We start from the raw sequence: 20,217 nt of genomic DNA, 5'->3' as shown, positions 1-20,217 counted from the left end.
TTGTTAAAACGTTGTTTTTATCTCTATTGAACTAATATAAAGCATTTACCGCAAAAGCGGATCAAATTTTCAAGCCTATGAAGTTAATATCGGTTCTCGATCGCTAAGAAAATGAACTTCGGAAGTTCATACTTCTAAGCACGTCTTTAATTTTTTATTTCCTTTAAAACCGATATTCATGCGTTCAATATTACAATCTATATATAAGATCTTTTCTACTATTGGCTCCGCCGTAAGCGGTTCTGAAAAAAATTTCACCAGCGGCAGTATTAATCGTGCCATATTTATGCTTTCAGTGCCTATGATTATTGAAATGATCATGGAATCTCTGTTTGCAGTAATTGATATTTACTTTGTAGGCAAGGTAAGCGTAAATGCCATTGCCACAGTGGCATTGACCGAATCAGTGATCATGATCGTGTATGCTCTCTCCATAGGCTTTAGCATGGCTGCAACCGCCATGGTAGCGCGCCGTGTTGGCGAAAACAAGCCGGAAGAGGCCAATAATGTAGCCGTGCAGGCTATTTTTATTACTATTTTGACATCGCTGATATTCAGTGCTGCCGGAATGTTTTTCGCCAAAGATATACTAACCCTGATGGGCGGTGAAAAAGACCTGGTGGAAGAAGGATATGGCTACACCATGATCATGCTGGCCGGAAACGTAACCATCATGCTTTTATTCCTGATCAACGCCATTTTCAGGGGAGCCGGCGATGCATCCATTGCCATGCGCGTACTGATAGTTTCCAACTGCCTCAACATTGTGCTTGACCCTATCTTGATATTTGGTCTTGGCCCTATACCCGCATTCGGCATAGAAGGTGCTGCTATAGCCACCACTATTGGCCGTGGTATAGGTGTGGCCTATCAACTGGTGGTATTAACCGGGGCAAAGGGTATCGTACAGGTAAAATTAAAACACCTGAAAATCCATTGGGACACAGTCTGGAAAATCGTAAAAGTTTCTGTGGGAGGCATAGGGCAGTATATGATTGGTACTTTAAGCTGGTTATTCCTGGTAAGGATAAGCGCTGTTTTTGGTGCAGAGGTATTGGCAGGTTATGCAGTCGCATTCAGGATAATCATGTTTACCATCCTGCCTTCATGGGGCCTGAGCAATGCAGCCGCTACACTGGTAGGTCAAAACCTGGGTGCAGGCCAGCCCGACCGGGCCGAAAGATCAGTATGGAAATGTGCATTTTACAACATGATCTTCCTGGGCCTGATCTCCATAGTGTTTATCTCCTGGGCAGAAGAGTTCGTAAGGATATTCTCCTCCGAGGCCGAGGTTGTAAAATATGGTGCCCTGGCTTTAAGGGTGATCTCCTGCGGGTATATTTTCTTTGCCTATGGTATGGTAATAGGGCAGGCCTTTAATGGTGCCGGTGACACTAAAACGCCAACTATTATAAACCTGTTTTGCTTCTGGCTTTTTGAGGTGCCTATGGCATATGCCATGGCCGTTTATTTCGGACTTGGTCCTATTGGTATATTTTTAGCGATTGCCATTGCTTCTACTGCATTGGCTGCAGCCAGCATCGTCATTTTTAAGAAAGGGCGCTGGAAACTGGTAGAAATCTAATCTGGCAGAGGCATCGTGGCTTTATCTTCAGTTATGATGCCTCTATCCATCCTCTGAAATTAGGAGCATTCTCTTTACTTACATGTACTTCTTCACGGGTAGGCGGCAGCAGGTAAAGCGCTATTTTGCCATTTTCAGATTTAAATTTTTCAATCGCATCGATGTGTACAAGATATTTTCTGTTTACCCTGAAAAAATAATCAGTATCCAACTCGTCATTAAGCTCCGTTAAAGTCTTATCTACAATATACTTGTCACCATCCCGGCTAACGAGAAATACCAGCTTATGCTCGGTGAAAAAGTAGGCTATGTTTTTTGCGGCAACAGACACAAAGTCCACTCCCCTCTTTACTAAAAACCTCTTCTTAGCCTTATTGCCGCCGAATCCCTCCTCAAAGAGTTTATTGAACCTGTGCTGCAAGAAGTGTGATTCGAGTCTTTTTACCTTATCCAGAGCTTTTGCCAAGCGCTCCTCCTGAAGGGGTTTTAGTAAATAATCAATAGAGTGATGCTCCAGCGCCTCCAAAATATATTCATCATAGGCTGTAGCAAATATGACAGGGAACTTCACCTCTACTTTCTTGAATATTTCAAATGAAATGTCATCGGCCAACTGTACATCCACGAATGCCAGATCCGGAGCCGGATTTTCACGGAGCCAGTTAATGGCCTCCTCAACACTTTGGATCACATTTACCACCTCAAGCTGCGCATCTAACTTCATTAGCATGTTTATTAGCTTCTGTGCTGCTGTAGGTTCGTCTTCAATAATTAATACTCTCATAGCTCAATTAGATATTTTTAACATGGGTAGTTGTATCTTAAACCGGCCATCACTTACATCGGTACTCACCCCTTTCCCTACAATTATCCTAAAGCGCTCCTCAAGATTGGCCAGACCTATTTTTGATGAATGATGAAGGACTTTCTTTGCTACTATTTTATTCTCAACGTGCAAGCTGTCTTCTTTCATGGATACATTAACCTGCATAGGATTTCGCTTCGATATTTCATTGTGCTTCACTACATTCTCAATCACAATAAAAATAGAAATGGGAGGTACAAGGTATTCGTTTTTACTTTTCTCTTCAATCTCGAAATTTACCTGCAAAGCATCGTCAAAGCGCAAATACAGCAAAGACAGGTATTTCTGTAAAAACAGCAGCTCATCCTGCAAAATAACCAGGCGCCGGTTTTTATTGGAAAGTATGTACCTGTAAACCTCTGCAAGGCTTTCCGTAAACTCCTTCGCCTTAGCCGGATCATACTCTATCAGGTAAGAAAGGCTGTTCAAGGAGTTAAACATAAAGTGCGGGTCAATCTGATTTTTCAGTGCCTCCAGTTCGGCCTGTACCCGGGCTTTTTCCAGCTTCTCGGTCTTTACTTTGTCCGATTCCCGCTCCTTGATCAGGAATACCGTTTCATAGGTATGTGTTATAAATATTACACAGATCACACATACTCCCGCCGTGATTTTTATAACTTCCCAGTCTGCCTCTTGCCCTACCGCCTGGTACCAGATCAGCAGCATTACCACCACAAGCATACTTGTATAAAATATGTTTGCCCCTAAGATCATAATCACTTTCTGGGCCGGGTTAATGAACCAGTTATACCGCTCTTCCAGCCTGAAAAGTAGCCACCGGTTACCTTGCCAGATCAAAAACGAGATCAGGATAAAATATCCGTAGGTCAGCATAAGGTAAGTAACTGACCTGTCATTGCTGCTGACCAATCCTGTAGCATTGGGAATTATAATGCCAAAAAACTGGACACCAATAATCCTAACAAGTTTATCGTTGATGTCAATTTTATTTTCCACAGGGTTTTAACTCAAAAGTTTTCCTTTCCACTCCCCGGTTTTTCCGCTTCGGTTTTAATGGCCGGTTTGCCATGCTTAAAAATACTACTTTCAATAATCAGTTCGCACTGACAGGTCTAATTGAAGTCAATTTCTGATCATTTAACAAAATACTAAAATGGGGCGAATAATACATTTTGAAATACCCTCGGCAGATCCGGAGGTTTCAATCAGTTTTTACAAAAACGTGTTTAACTGGGAAGTGAGCAGATGGGGCGATGAAGAATACTGGCTTGTGAAAACAGGTGAAGATGATGAACCCGGTATCAACGGAGCTATAATGAGGCAACGTGATCCGGAACAACCGGTGGTAAACACCATAGAAGTGGCCAACCTGGAGAAAGCTATTGAGGCCATTGAGAAAAATAAAGGGCAAATAGTAGTACCCAGGATGGCTGTACCTACAGTGGGCTGGCTGGCTTATTTCAAAGACCCCAATGGCTACATCAGCGGAGTTATGCAACCTGATGCCGATGCGAAATAATATGGGCACAGCACTAAGGATCAATCACGCAGCAGTTTGGGTGGCCGCATTGTTGGCACAGGCAGTAGCACCGTTAATTTACTCCGAAGTATTCTTTGGTATCCGCTGGGTAGAGCTCAATGAGCTCACAGAAGCAGATTTTTCAAAGGTAGATATGGGAATTGGCCTGAGCTTATCCTTCATCTCATCACTGGCAGCAGCATACATGCTGGCCTGGCTGTTTAAACGAATGCATGTAACATCGGCGGTTGAAGGCTTAAAAATAGCTCTGCTTATATGGCTTGCTTTTATCTTTCTGGAGATTACTACGCAAAATTATTTTTCCGTCAGATCATTCGAGCTCACGCTTATAGACGAAAGCGTGGTGCTCATTAAGTATGAAATAGCCGGCATTCTGCTGGGTGGCTGGAAAAAATATTCTGAACAATAAATCACCAATAACAATAAAAACAATGGAAGAAGTATCAGTTAACTGGCTGGCTGTAGTAGTGGCCACATTATCAACATTCGTTATCGGAGCTGTATGGTACGGCCCCATATTTGGCAAAAGCTGGATGAAAGAAAATGGTTTTACGGAAGAAGATCTGAAAAATGCCAATATGGGGAAGATCTACGGGACGGCTTTTGTCCTGGAGCTTATTATGGCGATTAACCTTGCTTTCTTTTTAGGCGGCTCAAGTATAAGTGAAGGAGCATTTTATGGCTTTTTGACTGGTTTCGGGTGGGTCGCTATGGCCATGGGCGTAAATTACCTGTTTTCAAGAGCCACACTCAGGCTTTGGTTCATTGATAGCTTTTATTTTGTAGTAAGCTTCACACTCATGGGTGTGATACTTACAGCATGGAAATAAATAACCCCAACTTTATCTAAGCATCCCGCAAACACCTGATCAGCCTTTCAGGTCGGGATGCTTTGGTTCAGCACACTCTATTTACAAAAATCCTCTTTGGTTCAGCAATCACACATTTATCAACACAATTAGTGATATTAAAAAGAAAGGGGAAAAACACCCCTTCTGCACCTGTAGGTTACTAAACAACTGATTTTCATATAAAATGATATTCTCTTTTATTATATTCAAGCCGAATTGTGATGAAAAATTTAATACTGTTGGCTTTAAAACGACTCCTTACAGGTTTGTTGTTCGGTATGGCTTTATTCACTACAGAGTCATTTGGGCAAAGGGTTTACTGGACGCAGGGAACTGATATAAAAAGTGCAAACCTTGACGGCTCTTTGCAACAAACCCATTTTACGCACCCTGATCAACCTCATAAGATCTCCATTGACCACTCCAATAACATAGCATTTTTCCTCACTGTACCTGGCCAGGGCGATTTGTACAGAATCTCACTTTCAAGCTTTACCACTCCTACCCTCATTTATAGCTGGCCCGCCATGACTGCCGGTTACAATATGGATCATCACCCGGGAGATGCGTTAATCTTTACTAATGCTTTTGTAGACAGCGATCCCGGATCTATTGAGTATAGCAACTATACAGACCAGGATTGTTGCCAAAGTCCGTCCACTCTTAATATAGGATCATATAGTGGTGACATCTTTCATGATATCAACGTGGATACTGATGGCGAATACGTCTACGTATCCAATGAATTTGACGGGGTCATTTACCGGACAGGAACTTTCGGTGGGTCATTAACAACCATCATTCCTTCCGGAGCCGGTGAGTCTTTTGACTTTGATTTTGGTGCACGGGAAATCATCTACGAGAATCCGTCAACTGACAGGATCATGGCTGCGGATATGGACAGTGGTAGCGGCACCTATACTAAAATAAGCTCCGGGTTAACTGACATTAAGGCCATTGCTGTACACCCGGATGGCCGGCTCATTATACTGGATGGTACGACCTTAAAAACCGCTAATAGTGATGGCTCAAACCTGTTCTCCATTATAACAGGGTTAACCGGGGCCACAGACATTTCATTAAGTGGTTGTTCGGATCCAACCATCCAGGCATCGTCACCCGTAGCTGTAAGCAATAGCTCCACTTCCATTGATCTCTCATGGACTAATGGAAATGGCAATGAAGTATTGGTTGTTGCCAAACAAGGCAGTGCGGTCAATAGTGGCCCCAAGGATGGTATTTTGCACCCTGCAAGTGCTACTTTCGGCTCTGGTGATCCATTAGGGCTGGGTAATTTTGTGGTTTACCGAGGCACCGGCAATTCTGTAACCGTAACCAATCTTGCCCCATCCACAACTTATCATTTTGCCATCTACAGTCTTAATAACTTTGGAGCTTGTTACCGAACACCCGGTGTTACAGCATCCACCACCACGCTGGCAGCTCCGTCTGTACAGAATGTAAGCTCTGCATTAACCAACGGCAGTTACCCCATAGGCACTACAATAACGGTAGAAGTAACTTTTGACCAGAACGTAACCGTAACCGGCACTCCACGAATATTGCTCGAAACAGGCACCACAGACAGATACGCTACCTATGGCAGTGGTTCCGGATCAAACACGTTAACCTTCCAATATATGGTACAGGCGGGTGACATTAGCGATGACCTGGAATATACCAGTGCTACAGCTTTAGAACTTAACGGCGGAACCATCAATGCCACAGCAGATAATGCTACAGCTACTTTAACCTTACCTGCTCCAGGCTCTACCGGCTCTCTGGCTACCAATAAAAATATTGCCGTTGATGGTCTCCTGCCACTCGTCACAAGCATCAATCCTTCGGTAGCCATTGTTACGGATACTGAAACAGGAACTTCAGGTTTTACGCTGACAGTACGTTTTGGTGAAGCGATGAATACAACAGTTAACCCGCAAATTAATTTCCCTACGGAAGACCCTTCATCAACATTAACTTTCAACAGTGGTAACTGGGTTGACAATACAACATACGCTGCCACCTATGATGTACTGGATGTCAATCAGGATTTGGCCAATATAGACGTTACAGTATCTTTAGGCGAAGATCAGGCTGGTAACGTCATGGCACCAGCCAGTCAGGCGAATATTTTTTCCATAGACATGTGCTCTCCGCCTGCTATTAGCGTACAGCCCGTAAGTAAGACCACTTGCTCAAATGTACCTGTCAACTTTGCGGTTACTGCTACAGGTACCACTGTCACTTACCAGTGGCAAAAAGATGATGGCGCAGGCGGACCTTTTAACAATATTAGCAACGGGTCGCAGTTTTCCGGCACCACCACCAATCAGTTAAGTGTTGACAACCCAACCGGTCTGGATGGCCATCGCTTTCAGTGTGTCGTCACCGAAAGCGGAAATTGCTCCGTCACTTCCAGCGTGGTGACTTTAACGGTCGATCCTTTACCCTCCACATCCAATGCAGGTAGCCCGGGCTCCGTTTGCGGTACAAGCTACACGCTCAACGCCAATGCTCCGGCCATTGGCACTGGTACATGGTCGGTAGTAAGTATGCCGTCAGGTTCTGCAGGTATATCTTTTAGTGATATTAATTCACATGCATCAAGTGCAACAATCAACAGCCCCGAAGTATATGGGACTTATGAGCTTCAGTGGGAAATTTCTTCCGGTATCTGCTCATCAAATACAAGCACTGTACTCGTTACCTTTGGAGAAGCTGCTACATCAGATGCAGGAACGAATTTTTCGGCTTGCGCCAACAGCAACTTTGATGTTACAGGAACAGTAGGAGGTGCTGCTACTTCCGGCCACTGGAGGGTGGCAAGTGGCGCCGGATCATTCACCAGCAGTAATGGTACTACCGGATCATCTTCCGCGGGTCCGTCTATCACCGACACTTACCAACCCGGCTCCGGAGATGCCGGGTCCACGGTTACTCTTGAGTTGGTAGCGGAAGACCCTGACGGTGCAGGAGCCTGTACTTTAGTTACAAGCACTGTGGATATCAGCATAGTCGCTCCACCAGCGGTTGCTTCTGCATCCGCCAGCATCTGTAGCAATGCTTCAACGGGCATCATTCTCAATGCCACCCCCGGGCCTGTTAGCTCTTACAGCATTAAAGCCATCAGGGTACCGTCCGGCTTAACGGCCAATGCAGGAAATGCTACGGTCGCCCCGGGTTATAATAATACCGCTATTTCCGGCGACAGTTACAATAATACTGCCGCAACTCCTTTGACGGTTGAATATGACATTGCAGCGATTGGTTCTGGCTTAAACTGCGAGGGACCTGTCACAACGATTACCGTAACCGTCAACCCGCTACCTCAGATTTTCACCGTTTCAGGGGGAGGAAGCACTTGTTCGGGAGGGACAATAGGTATGGGCTTAAGCGGCTCTCAAAGTGGCTTTAATTATATTTTACGTCGCAATGCTTCTACAACCGTTCAAACTTTGCCTGGCACGGGAACCGTACTAAGCTTTACGCCACAGTCTGTTGCCGGTACATATACCGTAGAAGCTGTTCATCCTGTAACCAATTGCTCTCAAACCATGAATGGCTCTGCAGTGGTAAGTGTAAATACACCACCTTCTTCGGCAGCTTTAAGCGGCGGATCCACCATTTGCGCAGGCAGCAGCGCGCAGCTTACTTTAAATATTTCAGGTGGCACTTCGCCCTACATCGTAGATATTCAGAATATCGGGGTTATTAGTTTTAGTGGCAATCCTATTTCAGTAACACCGGCAAATACAACTACCTATGTGATCAACTCCGTGGTGGATGCCAATAATTGCAGCGCTCAGAGCATCGATAACACACCGGTCACTATACAGGTTGATCAGGCACCAACCCAGGCTCAGGCGGGAGCTAACGCTGAGACATGTGACAGTCAGTTTGCTAACCTCGGCGGAAATACGCCTGCAGTTGGTACAGGGCAATGGACACTGGTGAGTGGCTCAGGTACCATCACAAGCCCGGGCAATCCGCAGTCCGGTGTTACCGGTTTGCAGTTTGGTGAAAATGTTTTCCAATGGACGATTTCCAACGGAAGCTGCCCTGCGTCAAGTGCGACCATTACCATCACCCGAACGGACGTACCTACAGGAGTTGGAATCGTGGAATCATCTTCCGGCCGCAACAGCTTCTGCCAAAATGATCAGGGGGTAACCTTTACAGTCTCCCGCATAGTTGGGGCCTCCTCATATATATGGAGCCTGCCCGAGGGTTTTGAACCGGTATCCGGGTCAGCAGAAACCACGGAGCCGTCCATAGTTGTAAATTTAGCTGATGCACAAAGTGGTGCAGTAGAAGTGATCGGCAAAAATATTTGCGGAAGCAGCCCTGTTTCAAATGCCCTGAATGTAACTATACTTCCTGTACCTGAGGCCAATATCATTACTGAGACAAGTATTGTAAGTAACCGCACTACCCAGTTTAGTATGGAAAGCACATCAGATATTGCCAGCCTTCTCTGGAATTTTGGTGATGGTGCCACATCAACGGAACGTAGCCCAAGCCACATTTACACGACATCTGGCTCTCTTACGGTAGCTCTGGAAATAACAAACAGCAATGGTTGTAAAGGCATTATCGAAAAAAATATAACGGTTACCGGACTCGAACCTATTGGTGTACATAATATCAAAAATGCGATTACGCCCAATGGTGATGGTGCCAACGATGTTTTATATATCGAAAATATTGAAAACTTCCCCAACAACGTCGTGACTTTGCTCGACAGGTGGGGAGTAGAAGTGATCAAACTTGAAAGTTATAAAAACGACTGGGACCTGGTAATTCAGGGAAGTACAATCCCGGCAGGTAATTATCTCTGCATAGTTCAGGTACAGGATGGAGATAATGCAGAAAGCAAAGTGGTGACCAGAACAGTAACTGTAGTAAAAGGAAAAACTGAATAATTTGTTGAGACGTCTACTTTATCTCTTTTTATTTATTCAATCAGGCTTTTGCTTCATGGCAAGTGCCCAGGACTTGCCGTTGTATAGCCAAAAGCTGACCAATTCGCTGCTATACAACCCGGCAGCGGCGGGGAGCGATTTTGGCTCACTCACCTTATCGCATAGAAAATTCTGGTCGGGCATTGATGACTCTCCAACCACCAACATGCTGAGCTTCCATACCCCTTTTGCCTATCACAGGTTTGGTGTTGGCGCAACGGTATTTAGTGAAAAAATTGGTATCTATGACCGCCTCACGGCAACAGGAGCTTTTGCTTACCACCTCAATTTTACGGATGAAACGACACTCTCAATGGGGGTTTCTGCCGAATACAATAACCTCAAGGTGAGCACTGCCCGATTGGACGTGATTGATAATTCCGATCAATTGCTTTTCGGTAATGACTTTAATGAAAGCAGTGTAGATTTCTCTTTCGGGCTAAACTTAAAGACAAAATATTTTGTGTTGGGTGGTGCTGCCAACCGGATAAGCACCGGACTGGGCTTATCTGACGAATCCAATCAGCTATCGCCATTTTATAGCAGCTATATCAATTTCAAACTTCCTCTTGCAGGAGATCGTGATTTACTGGAGCCTATTGCCACATTCCGGCAGCTTTCAACAGAATCAAACCAGTATGATATAGGACTCTATTATACTTTCAATAATATGATCACCTTAGGTGGTGGTTACCGCTCAAGCCTGGTCTCTAATGAAACTCCACAGCTCAATGCTACGGCCGCTCTGCGAATTAAAAAACGGATCGTTATCGGATATACCTATGAGACGTTTACCAACCAATACAAATCTAATCTGGGAAATAGCAGTGAGATAACGCTGCGAATTGATTTCAGGGACCAGAACTATCATAAAAACCAGAAGAATTCCAGGGAAATCATGAACAGCTCCCTGGCATTTAGAAGAAAAACATTGACCAGATCATCGTCAATGGCCAGGAACAAGGCTAAGAACTCCTCTAAGAAGCTGAAAAAGAGGCTTAGAAAAAATTACCTCAAAGCACCCAATTACCGCATGAACAGCAGCAAGAAGCTGCATACCAAAAAGGTGAAAAAGACCATGAATAAGCGTAAGAAGAACAAGCATCGCTACAAGAGGCGCCGAGGTAATAGGTAAAGGTCTTTTAGGAACATACTACTCTGCCAATTAGGGAGTGATTTTCTCTATATTGAACTCCTGATTTCGTACCCGTTGAAGTTTGAACATATTCCTATAATAGCCAATAGAATTAAAAAGCATTTGATGAAGCTGGCAGTTTGACTATGGTGGTAAGATCTGGTAAGTTCAAACTGCAGTCAATTCCGCCCTTTCAGGGCTTGTTCCATATTACCCTTAACTGACAAAAGGCTACACCTTTTGCTGACAGATTTTGGCCTTTCAGGCCTTTAAGTCTTTTTCGGGATCAAGTTGAAAGTTTATGGAGCAAATGGATCGGAAATAAAATGTGTAATGTGCAGTAACCGCCTGTTATTATTTATACCAGCTTTGGAGGCAAGCCTAAAACCTGTAGAGTGGGTGAATCGGAAAAGCAACTTCTCGACGTAAAGCTTACCAGTGAATCAAGATAAAACCGTTCCCTTTGCTATTTCACCCTGATTTGCCAACTGCTTTTGCCGATTGCTATTTAACAATTGTTCGTCATGTATAGAGGTGAACCCGGAGATTCCATCAGCTACAACAAATTAACCTCTACCCTCTCTCTATCAGGAATGTTATATACCAGAAGTAGGCAATCAGGAAGAAAAAGCCCTCCCAGCGGCTAATGACGGGTCTTTTTCCAACCACAACGGCCAAAATAAGCGCTGTACTGGAAGCTATGATCATAAATACATCTGAATTGCTGATAACATCGTAGGGGATGGGTTTAATTGCTGCGCTTAAGCCTAATATCCAAAGCAGGTTAAAGATGTTGGAACCAACAACATTGCCGACAGCAATATCCGTATCCTTTTTGAACGCTGCTACAGCAGAAGTTACCAATTCAGGAAGGGATGTTCCTATCGCTATGATCGTCAGTCCGATAAACGCCTCGCTCATTCCAAAACCTCTGGCGAGTTCAATTGCACCATCCACAACCCACTGGCCACCAAAGAACAGACCGACCATACCTAATGCAATTAGCCCTATGGATTTGCCCAGGGCCATTTCCTTAAACTCTTCGGTGGAAAACTCCGATTTTTTCTGCTTCGATACGATATACACATAGCCCATAAACAGCACAAAGAAAAAAAGCAGTATAACACCATCATATTGGCTAATCACGTAGTCGTTTGACTTGCCAAACAATGAGGCATTGGCTAGAAAGCCTACCAACAGCGTAGCTGTCAATGAAAAGGGGACTTCAATAAAATAAGTGTTTTTAGTGATGGGAAGCGGGTTGATCAATGCTGAGATGCCCAGGATAAGCAGAATATTAGCAATGTTACTACCCAGTACGTTTCCTACACCTATGTCGGGAGTATCTTTGTAGCTTGCAATCAGGTTAACAAGCAACTCCGGCAATGAAGTACCAAAAGACACAATGGTCAGCCCTATTACAATACTGGAAACATTGAATTTCTTACCTATTGAGGATGCTCCCTCAACAAGAAGATCTGCTCCTTTGATCAAGAAAATAAAACCAACAACAAATAAGATATAAACCAACATATGGACCTTTTAGAATTGAATTTCTAAAATAGCACATTTTTTAAAGCTCAAGGCAAGATTTAAACATTTTTGAAAAATTTTGGTCTTAATAAAGTACTGGAAAACAGCTTCCCGGGGTTTGTTTTAAAAATAAAGCAGGCCTTATAAGCAGAAAGTTATAAGGCCCGCAGCAGAGTGTATCGTTTTTTAATTTGCTTCCGGCGTAGTACGGGTGTTTAACTCATACCAGTTGATATGTCTTGATAGATACATCAATGAAGCCAGCGCACCGAAAAGCCCCAGGCTTCCTACCAGTAATGCAAAATCCTGCAACTGAAGAATCACAAAGATGAAGAAGTAAATAATTGTTAGAAGCAGCGTGACCAGAATGGTAAGCATTCGTGTTTTAAATACTGCTGCAACATACACTGTAATCAGGCCGATTACCAGAATACTGGAAATCAGGTACGCCAGGTTAAAGCCCATGTGCTCCGTAAAGGATATCAGCAAACTATAGAATAACACAATAGCCAACCCAACCATTACATATTGGAAGGGGTGGAATCTTTTCTTATTAAGAATTTCGATCAAAAAGAAGATAATAAAGGAAAGTGCAATCACCAGAATAGCATATTTGGCAGATCGCATGTTTTTCTGATACTCATCCACCGGCAGGAGCAAACCTACACCAAAAGCGGCCTCATGTATATGTTGAGTATCGCCAAGCCATTGTTGAGGATAATTCCGGTTCAGGTCCAGCACCTCCCATTCGGCGGAGAATCCACCTTCCCCCACCTCGCGATCATCCGGAAGGAATTCACCGTTAAAGCTCGGGTCTGGCCATGGAGATACCAGTTTTACAAGTGTACGCTTGCCCGTGGGCACAAAGCTCAGTTGCCTGCTGCCGTTGAGGTCTACGGTAAACTCAAAATTGCTGACCTCCTGTTCTCCTATAGCTACCCTGCTGATCAGCCCGGAATTAATAACCTCCTTTTCCGGTAAACCGGATTCCACCACATGGTTTTTACCGTTCCATTTTAAGGTCAGGTCCTTCTGGATGCCCGACATATCGGGAATACCTATAGAAACATAGGCCTCATCCCAATGAACATTTTGCGGGTCGATGCTCCAAATGTTAAAATCGGGTTTATCAAACGTACCTGAAAATTGGAGCTTGGTATTATAAAGTACTATTTCATAGATGCCACGCTTCCGCCTGTCTGCATCCACTTTACCGTCAATAGTCAAGGTTTTAGGGAGGAAGTGAGCATAATGCACTGTATACCTGAGCTCTCCATCCTTGTTTTCATGGTATTCCCGGTAGGGAATGTTTAGTATAGGCCCTGCCAATACCTGCTCTCTCCCCCATTTATCACTTACTTCCTGGATAGCCATGTCACGGTTCAGTTGTCGCTCATATATTAATGATTCTATACTGGAGGCGGGTATGAGCAAAAGCAGGCCTATTACCGCTACGGCTATCAATTTGACCATAATGGAATTCTTTATTCCGTCACTGATCTTGCTAATGGTGTTTTTTTCTGGTTCTTCCATAATTGATATTAATTTAAAAGTACTTTGTATTTCAAAGTAATAAGGTAAAAATTTTTTATTTTGACTGGTGTTGTTCTCTGATTAGCTGTTCCAATGCATTGATGTGTGTCTCAAAAGCACTGCGACCCGCTTTGGTGATGTGGTACCTGGTATTGGGCTTTCGCCCTACAAATGTTTTTTCCATGCCCACATATTCTTCCTTTTCAAGGGCTTTTAAATGACTGGCAAGGTTACCGTCAGTTACATTTAAAAGCTCCTTCAAGGCATTAAAATCCATATAATCATTAGCCGTTAAGGCCGACATAATGCCGAGCCTTACACGGTTTTCAAATGCTTTGTTAAGATGATTGAGATACTGCTTCACTTTTCGTATTTAAAATACATAACTGTACCATAGACAATGTGAAGCAGGCCAAAACCTATAGCCCAGAATAAAAGGCCAAACCCGATATAATAGCTACTCAGCAAGCCTAACACAATTTCACAAAATCCCAGGTACCGAATATCCGTATAGGTGTACTTACTGGCATTGATCAGTGACAATCCATAAAAAATCAATGTGCATGGCGCTATCAGGCCTATCAGCCCTTTGCTAAACATTATCAGCACGAATATACCACCTGTTACCAAAGGAATGGCCAGATTAACGATCATTCTTTTGGCTGTTGCGTCCCACATTTTATAATTGTGCTTCTTCGCTTTCAGGTGCGAAAGCCATATTCCTGTCCCGATAGCCAAAACCAGCACGCTAAGAGCCAACAGCATGAGGTTGAGAACTTTACCTGACAGCGCGCCCCGGGAAATGGTTCTGTAAAGTATTTCATCCGAAAAATAAAATAGCCTGTATGCCAGAAAAGCACCAATAAGTGCGTAAATCCCGGCCATGACCCCGGAGAGCCCGCTGAGGGACATAAACCGTGAAGAACGCTCCATGATATTTCTGATTTCAGAAATATCCTTGATATAGTCAGGTTCTTTATTCATTACAATCTTATATTAATGGTAAATTGAAAACCCATAATAATTGCTTTCTTTACAATAGAATGCAACAATACCAAAAGTACTTTGAATTACAAAGTTACAAAACAATTTATATTTTTCAACGGTTGCATTTACGCTTGTTATTAACAGATTGACTTTATTTGAGTATGGAAATATTTAACTCATATACGGCAGTGATCATCTTCTCATTAATTGTGATCATCTCCTATTTTTTCAACATAATATCCGAGAAGACAAACATTCCAAGTGTTTTGCTTCTCATCGTATCGGGTATACTTATTAAGCTGGCCCTTAACTATTTTGGTATTGCCACCGGTGGGGCACTGTTCAGTGCTCTTGAAATCCTGGGTATTGTCGGTTTGATCATGATTGTACTGGAAGCGTCCCTGGATTTGGAGCTTTCCAGAGAGAAGTGGCCGTTGATATGGAAATCGTTCATGGTTGCCTTACTTGGGCTGGTGGTATGCTCGTTTGCCATAGCATTCCTGCTTAACGTACTCATGATCGAAAGCTATATCATTGCCTTAATATATGCCGTACCATTATCCGTAATGAGCAGTGCCATTATCATTCCTTCGGTGGGTGAGTTAATGGATGAGAAAAAGGAGTTCATGGTTTATGAAAGTACATTTTCTGATATCTTAGGTATCATGTACTTCTATTTCCTCATTGGAAATATGGACAATGATAAGGTACACCTGGTAGTTTGGGATGTATTTTCCAACATTTTCGTGACCATAGTATTATCCGTAGTCATCAGTTATGCACTGGTGTTCATTTTCCAGAAAGTAAAAACACATGTTAAGCTCTTTTTGCTTATTGCCGTGCTACTGCTTCTTTATTCGATAGGTAAAATGTTCCACCTCTCTTCCCTGCTCATCATCCTTATCTTTGGCTTGGTGCTTAACAACCACAAGGTGTTCTTCCAGGGCAAATTGAAAAAACTGATCCATGTTCCTTCAGTCAATAGCATACTGAACAACTTCCACCTTGTGACCATAGAGTCAGCTTTTGTGGTGCGCACATTCTTCTTTGTTATTTTCGGCATTACCCTCGATCTAACCACACTGCTCGACTGGAATGTGCTGTTTATCAGTTTACTCGTAATTATTCTGTTATTTGGCATTCGCGCTATTTTCCTCCGCCTTTTCCAGGGAAAAAAGATTACACCCGAAGTCCTGATCGCCCCGCGCGGTCTCGTAACCATCCTCCTCTTCTTTGCCATACCCGCAGAGCTGCAGGTTGAGTCTTTCAATGCCGGTATTCTTCTATACACCGTGCTAATCTCAAGTATGATCATGGCTATGGCGCTCATGGCCAGTGGCAAACATATTGAGCCTGTTGAAGCCGTACAGATGGCCTACTGGAGTGAGATAGACAAAGAAATAGAATCGATACCCGAGTCGGAAAAAAACAAATCGAAGGAAGAAAAGGAAATAGAAGAAAAGGAAAAACAAGCTAAAGAAAATGGACAGGAGAAGGTTAATAACTAGGATATTGGCAGTAGTACTGCTCGTACTTTTTCTGGCGTGGCTGTTTGGGTGGTCAGTGGGGTATTTTTAGATAGTTCCGAATTCTACCTGTGCGGATTACAACAAAAAAGGGACTGATATTAACTACCAGTCCCTTTTTGTCCATCAATACAATGAACATTAAGCTTCATTCAGTTTCTTCGCTTTGTCAATTTTAGATTGTAAGTCTTCGGTGTCTGCATAAAAGTCTTTTTCTTTAGTCAGCAGCATGCTTTTTACGTAATTGTTGATGGCCTGGTCATATAGCTTGTTGAGCATATAGTAATCGCCGGCAACCTCAAGGCCTAAAGCACTTTCTTTAATGGATAGTGAATTATCTAACCATTCTTTGGCTTCAGTAAGGTTCACTTTCTTTTTGATGCACATCTCAGCGGCTTTGGCCAGGGTTTCCCAATCATCGGGTGCGGCATTGCTTACGGCTTCTCTGGCTTTTTCAGTGACCTTATCACCAGAGCCAGCCATCACGTTTGACATGGTTAAAACAAGGCCTAACATACAGACCAGCGAGATTTTCATTAAGTTTTTCATGACATTTGAGTTTTTTGAGTTTTTGAAAAAATTTGTTGTTATTCATCTACATGCTATAGACGTGCCACTCTTACAGATGTTGCAAATTGATGAACTACGGGCGTTTTTGGAGGTGAATGGCAATATTCAATGAGCGTAAACCGTACAGCCGGCGTACGAAATCGCGCAATTAGTCATGATGAAAAAAGAAAAGTAACCGCCAGGGTGTATCTTACTACCTGAAACGCTTTTGCAGGGTCTCCATTATCATTTCTGCATGAACCCTTGAATTTTCTATAAACCACTTATTGGTCTTAAGGCCGCCACATACCACACCGGCCAGAAATATTCCTCCCACATTGGTTTCGTTGGTGTCCTCATTATACTGAGGGGTATGCATGTCATCATCTTCAAAAGCAATGCCTAATGACTCCATAAATTCAAAATTGGGTTTGTAGCCGGTCATCGCCAGTACAAAGTCATTTTCCAGGGTAAGGTTACCCTCAGGAGTTGTGATATCTACTTCATGTTCCCGGATAGCGGTTATCTGCGAGTTAAAATAAGACTTGATAGACTCCTCTTTGATCCTGTTCTCTATATCAGGCTTCACCCAATATTTGACAGAATCAAGCAGTGCCGGTTCCCTGATCACCATAGTTACATCAGCACCTTTCCTGTAAGTCTCCAGGGCTACATCCACTGCGGAGTTTGCCGCGCCCACTACTACCAGCTTCTGATTGAAATAGGGATGCGGTTCATCATAGTAATGTTTTACCTTGGGGAGGTTTTCACCAGGTACACCCATCATAAACGGAAGATCATAAAATCCTGTAGCCAGCACTACTGCTTTCGATTGATAATTTCCCCTTGAGGTAGTTACATTGAAAGTATCACCGTTCTTTTTTACCTCCTTTACAGGCTCATAAAGCTTTATCTGTAGCTCCCAACTCATGGCAACGCGCCGGTAATACTCCAGTGCTTCAAAACGGTTAGGTTTATTGCCATGGGAAATGAATGGTACACCGCCAATCTCCAGGCGCTCCGAGGTTGAGAAGAATGTCATATTGAGCGGATAGTTGTAAATGCTATTGACCAGACAGCCTTTGTCTATTATGACGTACTTCAGTCCTTTTTTCTTTGCCTCAATGCCACAAGCCAGTCCGATAGGGCCTGCACCTATAATTAAAACATCATACATAGCGGTAACCATTTACTTTTGATGAAGTATTCTCTTTGGCAATTATAGGTTAAAAGGTTCAGAAATTCAGGGTAAATAGAAACGGTTAAGTTTGAAAGCGACTTTTGGGTCGCTTTTTTATTTTTTAGATGTTATATTTAATATATGATAACCGTAAGACCTGCAAAATACAAGGAACGCAAGATCATCATTGATTTTCAAAAAAAAATGGCCAGGGAAACTGAAGACCTGGAACTTGATGAAAAGCAATTAAAAAAAGGGGTTGAAGCCGTTTTTGAGGATTTTAACAGGGGAATTTATTATGTGGCGGAAGACAATGAGAAGGTCATCGCGTGCCTGCTGACCACTCCTGAATGGAGTGAATGGAGAAACGGTACAGTGGTGTGGATCCAATCGGTTTATGTTCGTGAAGATTACCGGGGCAAAGGGGTTTTCAAAACCATGTATAATTTCATTAAGAACATGGTGGAAAGGGAAGATGACTTAAAAGGTATCCGCCTGTATGTTGAAAAAACTAACCTGAGTGCTCAAAAGGTATATCAGGCCATTGGCATGAACGGCGATCACTATCACTTCTTTGAATGGATGAAAAACTTCTGATCCAAATAACTTTACAGCTATGCGATTCCCCTTAAGCCTGTTATTCACATTTTCGTTCCTCGCTTCAGTGGCCCAGCAGTTTGAAAAGGATACATTCAATGCTTCTGATGGTCAGCTTACAATCACATTCATTGGGCACGGTTCCCTGATGATGGAGTTTGAAGGAAGTCTAATCCATATAGACCCCTCATCCCGGGAGGCAGATTATAGCCAATTGCCGGATGCTGACTTAATATTAATCACGCATCATCATGGTGACCACTGCGACCCTGCCGCTGTAGAACACATTAAAAAAGAGGGTACGACCACGGCTCTCACTGCTTTGGCAAAAGAAAAACTGGGTTTTGGCGAAGTGGTCAATAACCACGAAAACTTCGATTATAAATCAATCAAAATAGAGACGATCCCTGCCTATAACCTTGTACACAAAAGGGATAACGGGGAATTCTTCCACCCTAAAGGTTGCTGCAACAGCTATATTTTGAATATAGGGGATAAAAGAATATTCGTAGGCGGCGACACGGAAAACACCCCGGAAATGAAGGCCCTGGAAAATATTGACATAGCCTTTTTGCCTATGAACCTGCCGTATACCATGACTCCCGAAATGGTGGCCGACGCTGTTAAAGCTTTTCGCCCGAAAATCCTGTACCCCTATCATTATGGTAAGACAGATACTTCCATAATACAGGATTTGCTAAAAAATGAAAAAGAAATAGAAGTAAGGATCAGGAAGGAGCCATAAACCTGAACGTCTACTTTATTTCAACGATCATCTCAATTTCAACAGCAATATTAAATGGCAGAGATACCATGCCCACAGCGGCACGGGCATGCTTACCTTTCTCTCCAAAAACCTCCACCAACAAATCGGAGCAGCCATTGATCACTTTGGACTGATCATAAAAATCTGCCGTGCAATTGACCATACCTGTTACCTTCACAATACGCTTTACCCTACTCAGATCGCCAATTTCTTCTTTAAGTGTGGACAAAAGTGAAATGGCTGCTATTCTTGCTGCTTCCTGCCCTTCTTCCAGGGTAAGGTCATCCCCTAACCTGCCTTTTATGCTGGTACCATTGGCACGCAAGGGGCCGTGCCCTGCAAGAAACACGAGGTTGCCAGTTTGGACGGCTCTGGTGTAGTTGGCTGCCGGCTTGGCCGGTTTGAAAAGCTCTATACCTAACTTTTCAAGCATTTGCTCAGGGGTCTGGGCCTTGAGGGTGGCATTGGCGGCAGTTACCAAAACCATGCCTGCCAACAGTATCTTTATTCTATTCATGTTGTATGTAATTTTTCTAGTTGTCGACTGAAAATAACCAAAGCGCTTAATTTCCACCCTATGTCCAAAATGTTCTCTATCTTCATCCTCGGCCGGTCCCTATTGGGGTTGGTATGGCTTTTCTGGTCATT

The 20,217-nt window shown here is 43.3% G+C and carries 18 protein-coding genes; 9 read left to right on the top strand and 9 right to left on the bottom strand.

All coding sequences use genetic code 11. The features are described 5' to 3' along the window. Positions 1 to 178: 178 nt before the first annotated feature. Positions 179 to 1,585 carry an MATE family efflux transporter gene (locus E1163_RS29215; RefSeq protein WP_155177166.1) on the top strand — a complete coding sequence of 469 codons (1,407 nt, stop codon included), beginning with the start codon at positions 179 to 181 and terminating at the stop codon, positions 1,583 to 1,585. 31 nt (positions 1,586 to 1,616) lie between these two features. Here E1163_RS29215 and E1163_RS29210 read toward each other — a convergent pair whose 3' ends face one another. Together E1163_RS29210 and E1163_RS31595 are read right to left on the bottom strand one after the other, a co-directional pair. Then, positions 1,617 to 2,369, bottom strand: a complete 753-nt coding sequence (locus E1163_RS29210; RefSeq protein WP_155177164.1) for a LytR/AlgR family response regulator transcription factor — start codon at positions 2,367 to 2,369, stop codon at positions 1,617 to 1,619. 3 nt (positions 2,370 to 2,372) lie between these two features. Next, entirely contained in the window at positions 2,373 to 3,407 is a 1,035-nt protein-coding gene (locus tag E1163_RS31595) for a histidine kinase (protein ID WP_155177162.1), read from the bottom strand. Positions 3,408 to 3,564: 157 nt separating this feature from the next. Here E1163_RS31595 and E1163_RS29200 point away from each other — a divergent pair, with 157 nt between their 5' ends. From E1163_RS29200 to E1163_RS29180, 5 genes are all read left to right on the top strand, one after another. Beyond that, a complete protein-coding gene (locus tag E1163_RS29200; protein ID WP_155177160.1) occupies positions 3,565 to 3,930 on the top strand; it encodes a VOC family protein in 366 nt (121 codons plus the stop codon). Further along, on the top strand, positions 3,920 to 4,360 hold the full coding sequence (locus E1163_RS29195) for a DUF1761 domain-containing protein (protein WP_185156255.1): 441 nt from the start codon (positions 3,920 to 3,922) through the stop codon (positions 4,358 to 4,360). Before E1163_RS29200 ends, E1163_RS29195 begins: the two co-directional genes overlap by 11 nt. Positions 4,361 to 4,382: 22 nt before the next feature. Beyond that, complete coding sequence (locus tag E1163_RS29190; protein WP_155177156.1) at positions 4,383 to 4,781, top strand: DUF1761 domain-containing protein; 399 nt, start codon at positions 4,383 to 4,385, stop codon at positions 4,779 to 4,781. Positions 4,782 to 5,023: 242 nt separating this feature from the next. Further along, positions 5,024 to 9,724, top strand: a complete 4,701-nt coding sequence (locus E1163_RS29185) for a T9SS type B sorting domain-containing protein (protein ID WP_155177154.1) — start codon at positions 5,024 to 5,026, stop codon at positions 9,722 to 9,724. 4 nt (positions 9,725 to 9,728) lie between these two features. Next, positions 9,729 to 10,898: a PorP/SprF family type IX secretion system membrane protein gene (locus tag E1163_RS29180; protein WP_185156254.1), complete on the top strand. Its 1,170-nt coding sequence runs from the start codon at positions 9,729 to 9,731 to the stop codon at positions 10,896 to 10,898. A gap of 573 nt (positions 10,899 to 11,471) precedes the next feature. On the opposite strand, the gene E1163_RS29175 is transcribed toward E1163_RS29180, so the two are convergent. From E1163_RS29175 to E1163_RS29160, 4 genes are all read right to left on the bottom strand, one after another. Continuing rightward, complete coding sequence (locus E1163_RS29175) at positions 11,472 to 12,431, bottom strand: calcium/sodium antiporter (protein ID WP_155177150.1); 960 nt, start codon at positions 12,429 to 12,431, stop codon at positions 11,472 to 11,474. Between the two features lie 186 nt (positions 12,432 to 12,617). After that, entirely contained in the window at positions 12,618 to 13,964 is a 1,347-nt protein-coding gene (gene creD, locus E1163_RS29170) for a cell envelope integrity protein CreD (protein WP_155177148.1), read from the bottom strand. Between the two features lie 55 nt (positions 13,965 to 14,019). Then, a complete protein-coding gene (locus tag E1163_RS29165; RefSeq protein WP_343034000.1) occupies positions 14,020 to 14,328 on the bottom strand; it encodes a winged helix-turn-helix domain-containing protein in 309 nt (102 codons plus the stop codon). Continuing rightward, a complete protein-coding gene (locus tag E1163_RS29160) occupies positions 14,325 to 14,948 on the bottom strand; it encodes a hypothetical protein (RefSeq protein ID WP_155177146.1) in 624 nt (207 codons plus the stop codon). The genes E1163_RS29165 and E1163_RS29160 overlap by 4 nt, the downstream gene beginning before the upstream one ends. A 164-nt stretch (positions 14,949 to 15,112) precedes the next feature. Between E1163_RS29160 and E1163_RS29155 the strand changes: the two genes are divergently transcribed. Beyond that, entirely contained in the window at positions 15,113 to 16,459 is a 1,347-nt protein-coding gene (locus E1163_RS29155; protein WP_155177144.1) for a cation:proton antiporter domain-containing protein, read from the top strand. Between the two features lie 159 nt (positions 16,460 to 16,618). Here E1163_RS29155 and E1163_RS29150 read toward each other — a convergent pair whose 3' ends face one another. Continuing rightward, on the bottom strand, positions 16,619 to 17,026 hold the full coding sequence (locus E1163_RS29150; protein WP_155177142.1) for a hypothetical protein: 408 nt from the start codon (positions 17,024 to 17,026) through the stop codon (positions 16,619 to 16,621). Between the two features lie 214 nt (positions 17,027 to 17,240). Beyond that, entirely contained in the window at positions 17,241 to 18,203 is a 963-nt protein-coding gene (locus E1163_RS29145; protein ID WP_155177140.1) for a YpdA family putative bacillithiol disulfide reductase, read from the bottom strand. Positions 18,204 to 18,347: 144 nt separating this feature from the next. Between E1163_RS29145 and E1163_RS29140 the strand changes: the two genes are divergently transcribed. Both E1163_RS29140 and E1163_RS29135 read left to right on the top strand, forming a co-directional pair. After that, a complete protein-coding gene (locus E1163_RS29140) occupies positions 18,348 to 18,803 on the top strand; it encodes a GNAT family N-acetyltransferase (protein ID WP_155177138.1) in 456 nt (151 codons plus the stop codon). Between the two features lie 19 nt (positions 18,804 to 18,822). Then, entirely contained in the window at positions 18,823 to 19,548 is a 726-nt protein-coding gene (locus E1163_RS29135; RefSeq protein ID WP_155177136.1) for an MBL fold metallo-hydrolase, read from the top strand. 10 nt (positions 19,549 to 19,558) lie between these two features. Here the strand turns inward: E1163_RS29135 and E1163_RS29130 are convergent, their stop codons facing one another. Continuing rightward, entirely contained in the window at positions 19,559 to 20,086 is a 528-nt protein-coding gene (locus E1163_RS29130; RefSeq protein WP_155177134.1) for a RidA family protein, read from the bottom strand. Positions 20,087 to 20,217: the final 131 nt, after the last annotated feature.

This window comes from Fulvivirga kasyanovii, from assembly GCF_009711405.1.
Lineage (GTDB): Bacteria > Bacteroidota > Bacteroidia > Cytophagales > Cyclobacteriaceae > Fulvivirga > Fulvivirga kasyanovii.
Note: the sequence above shows the minus strand (reverse complement) of the source record. Positions and strands in the feature narration are given on the sequence as shown.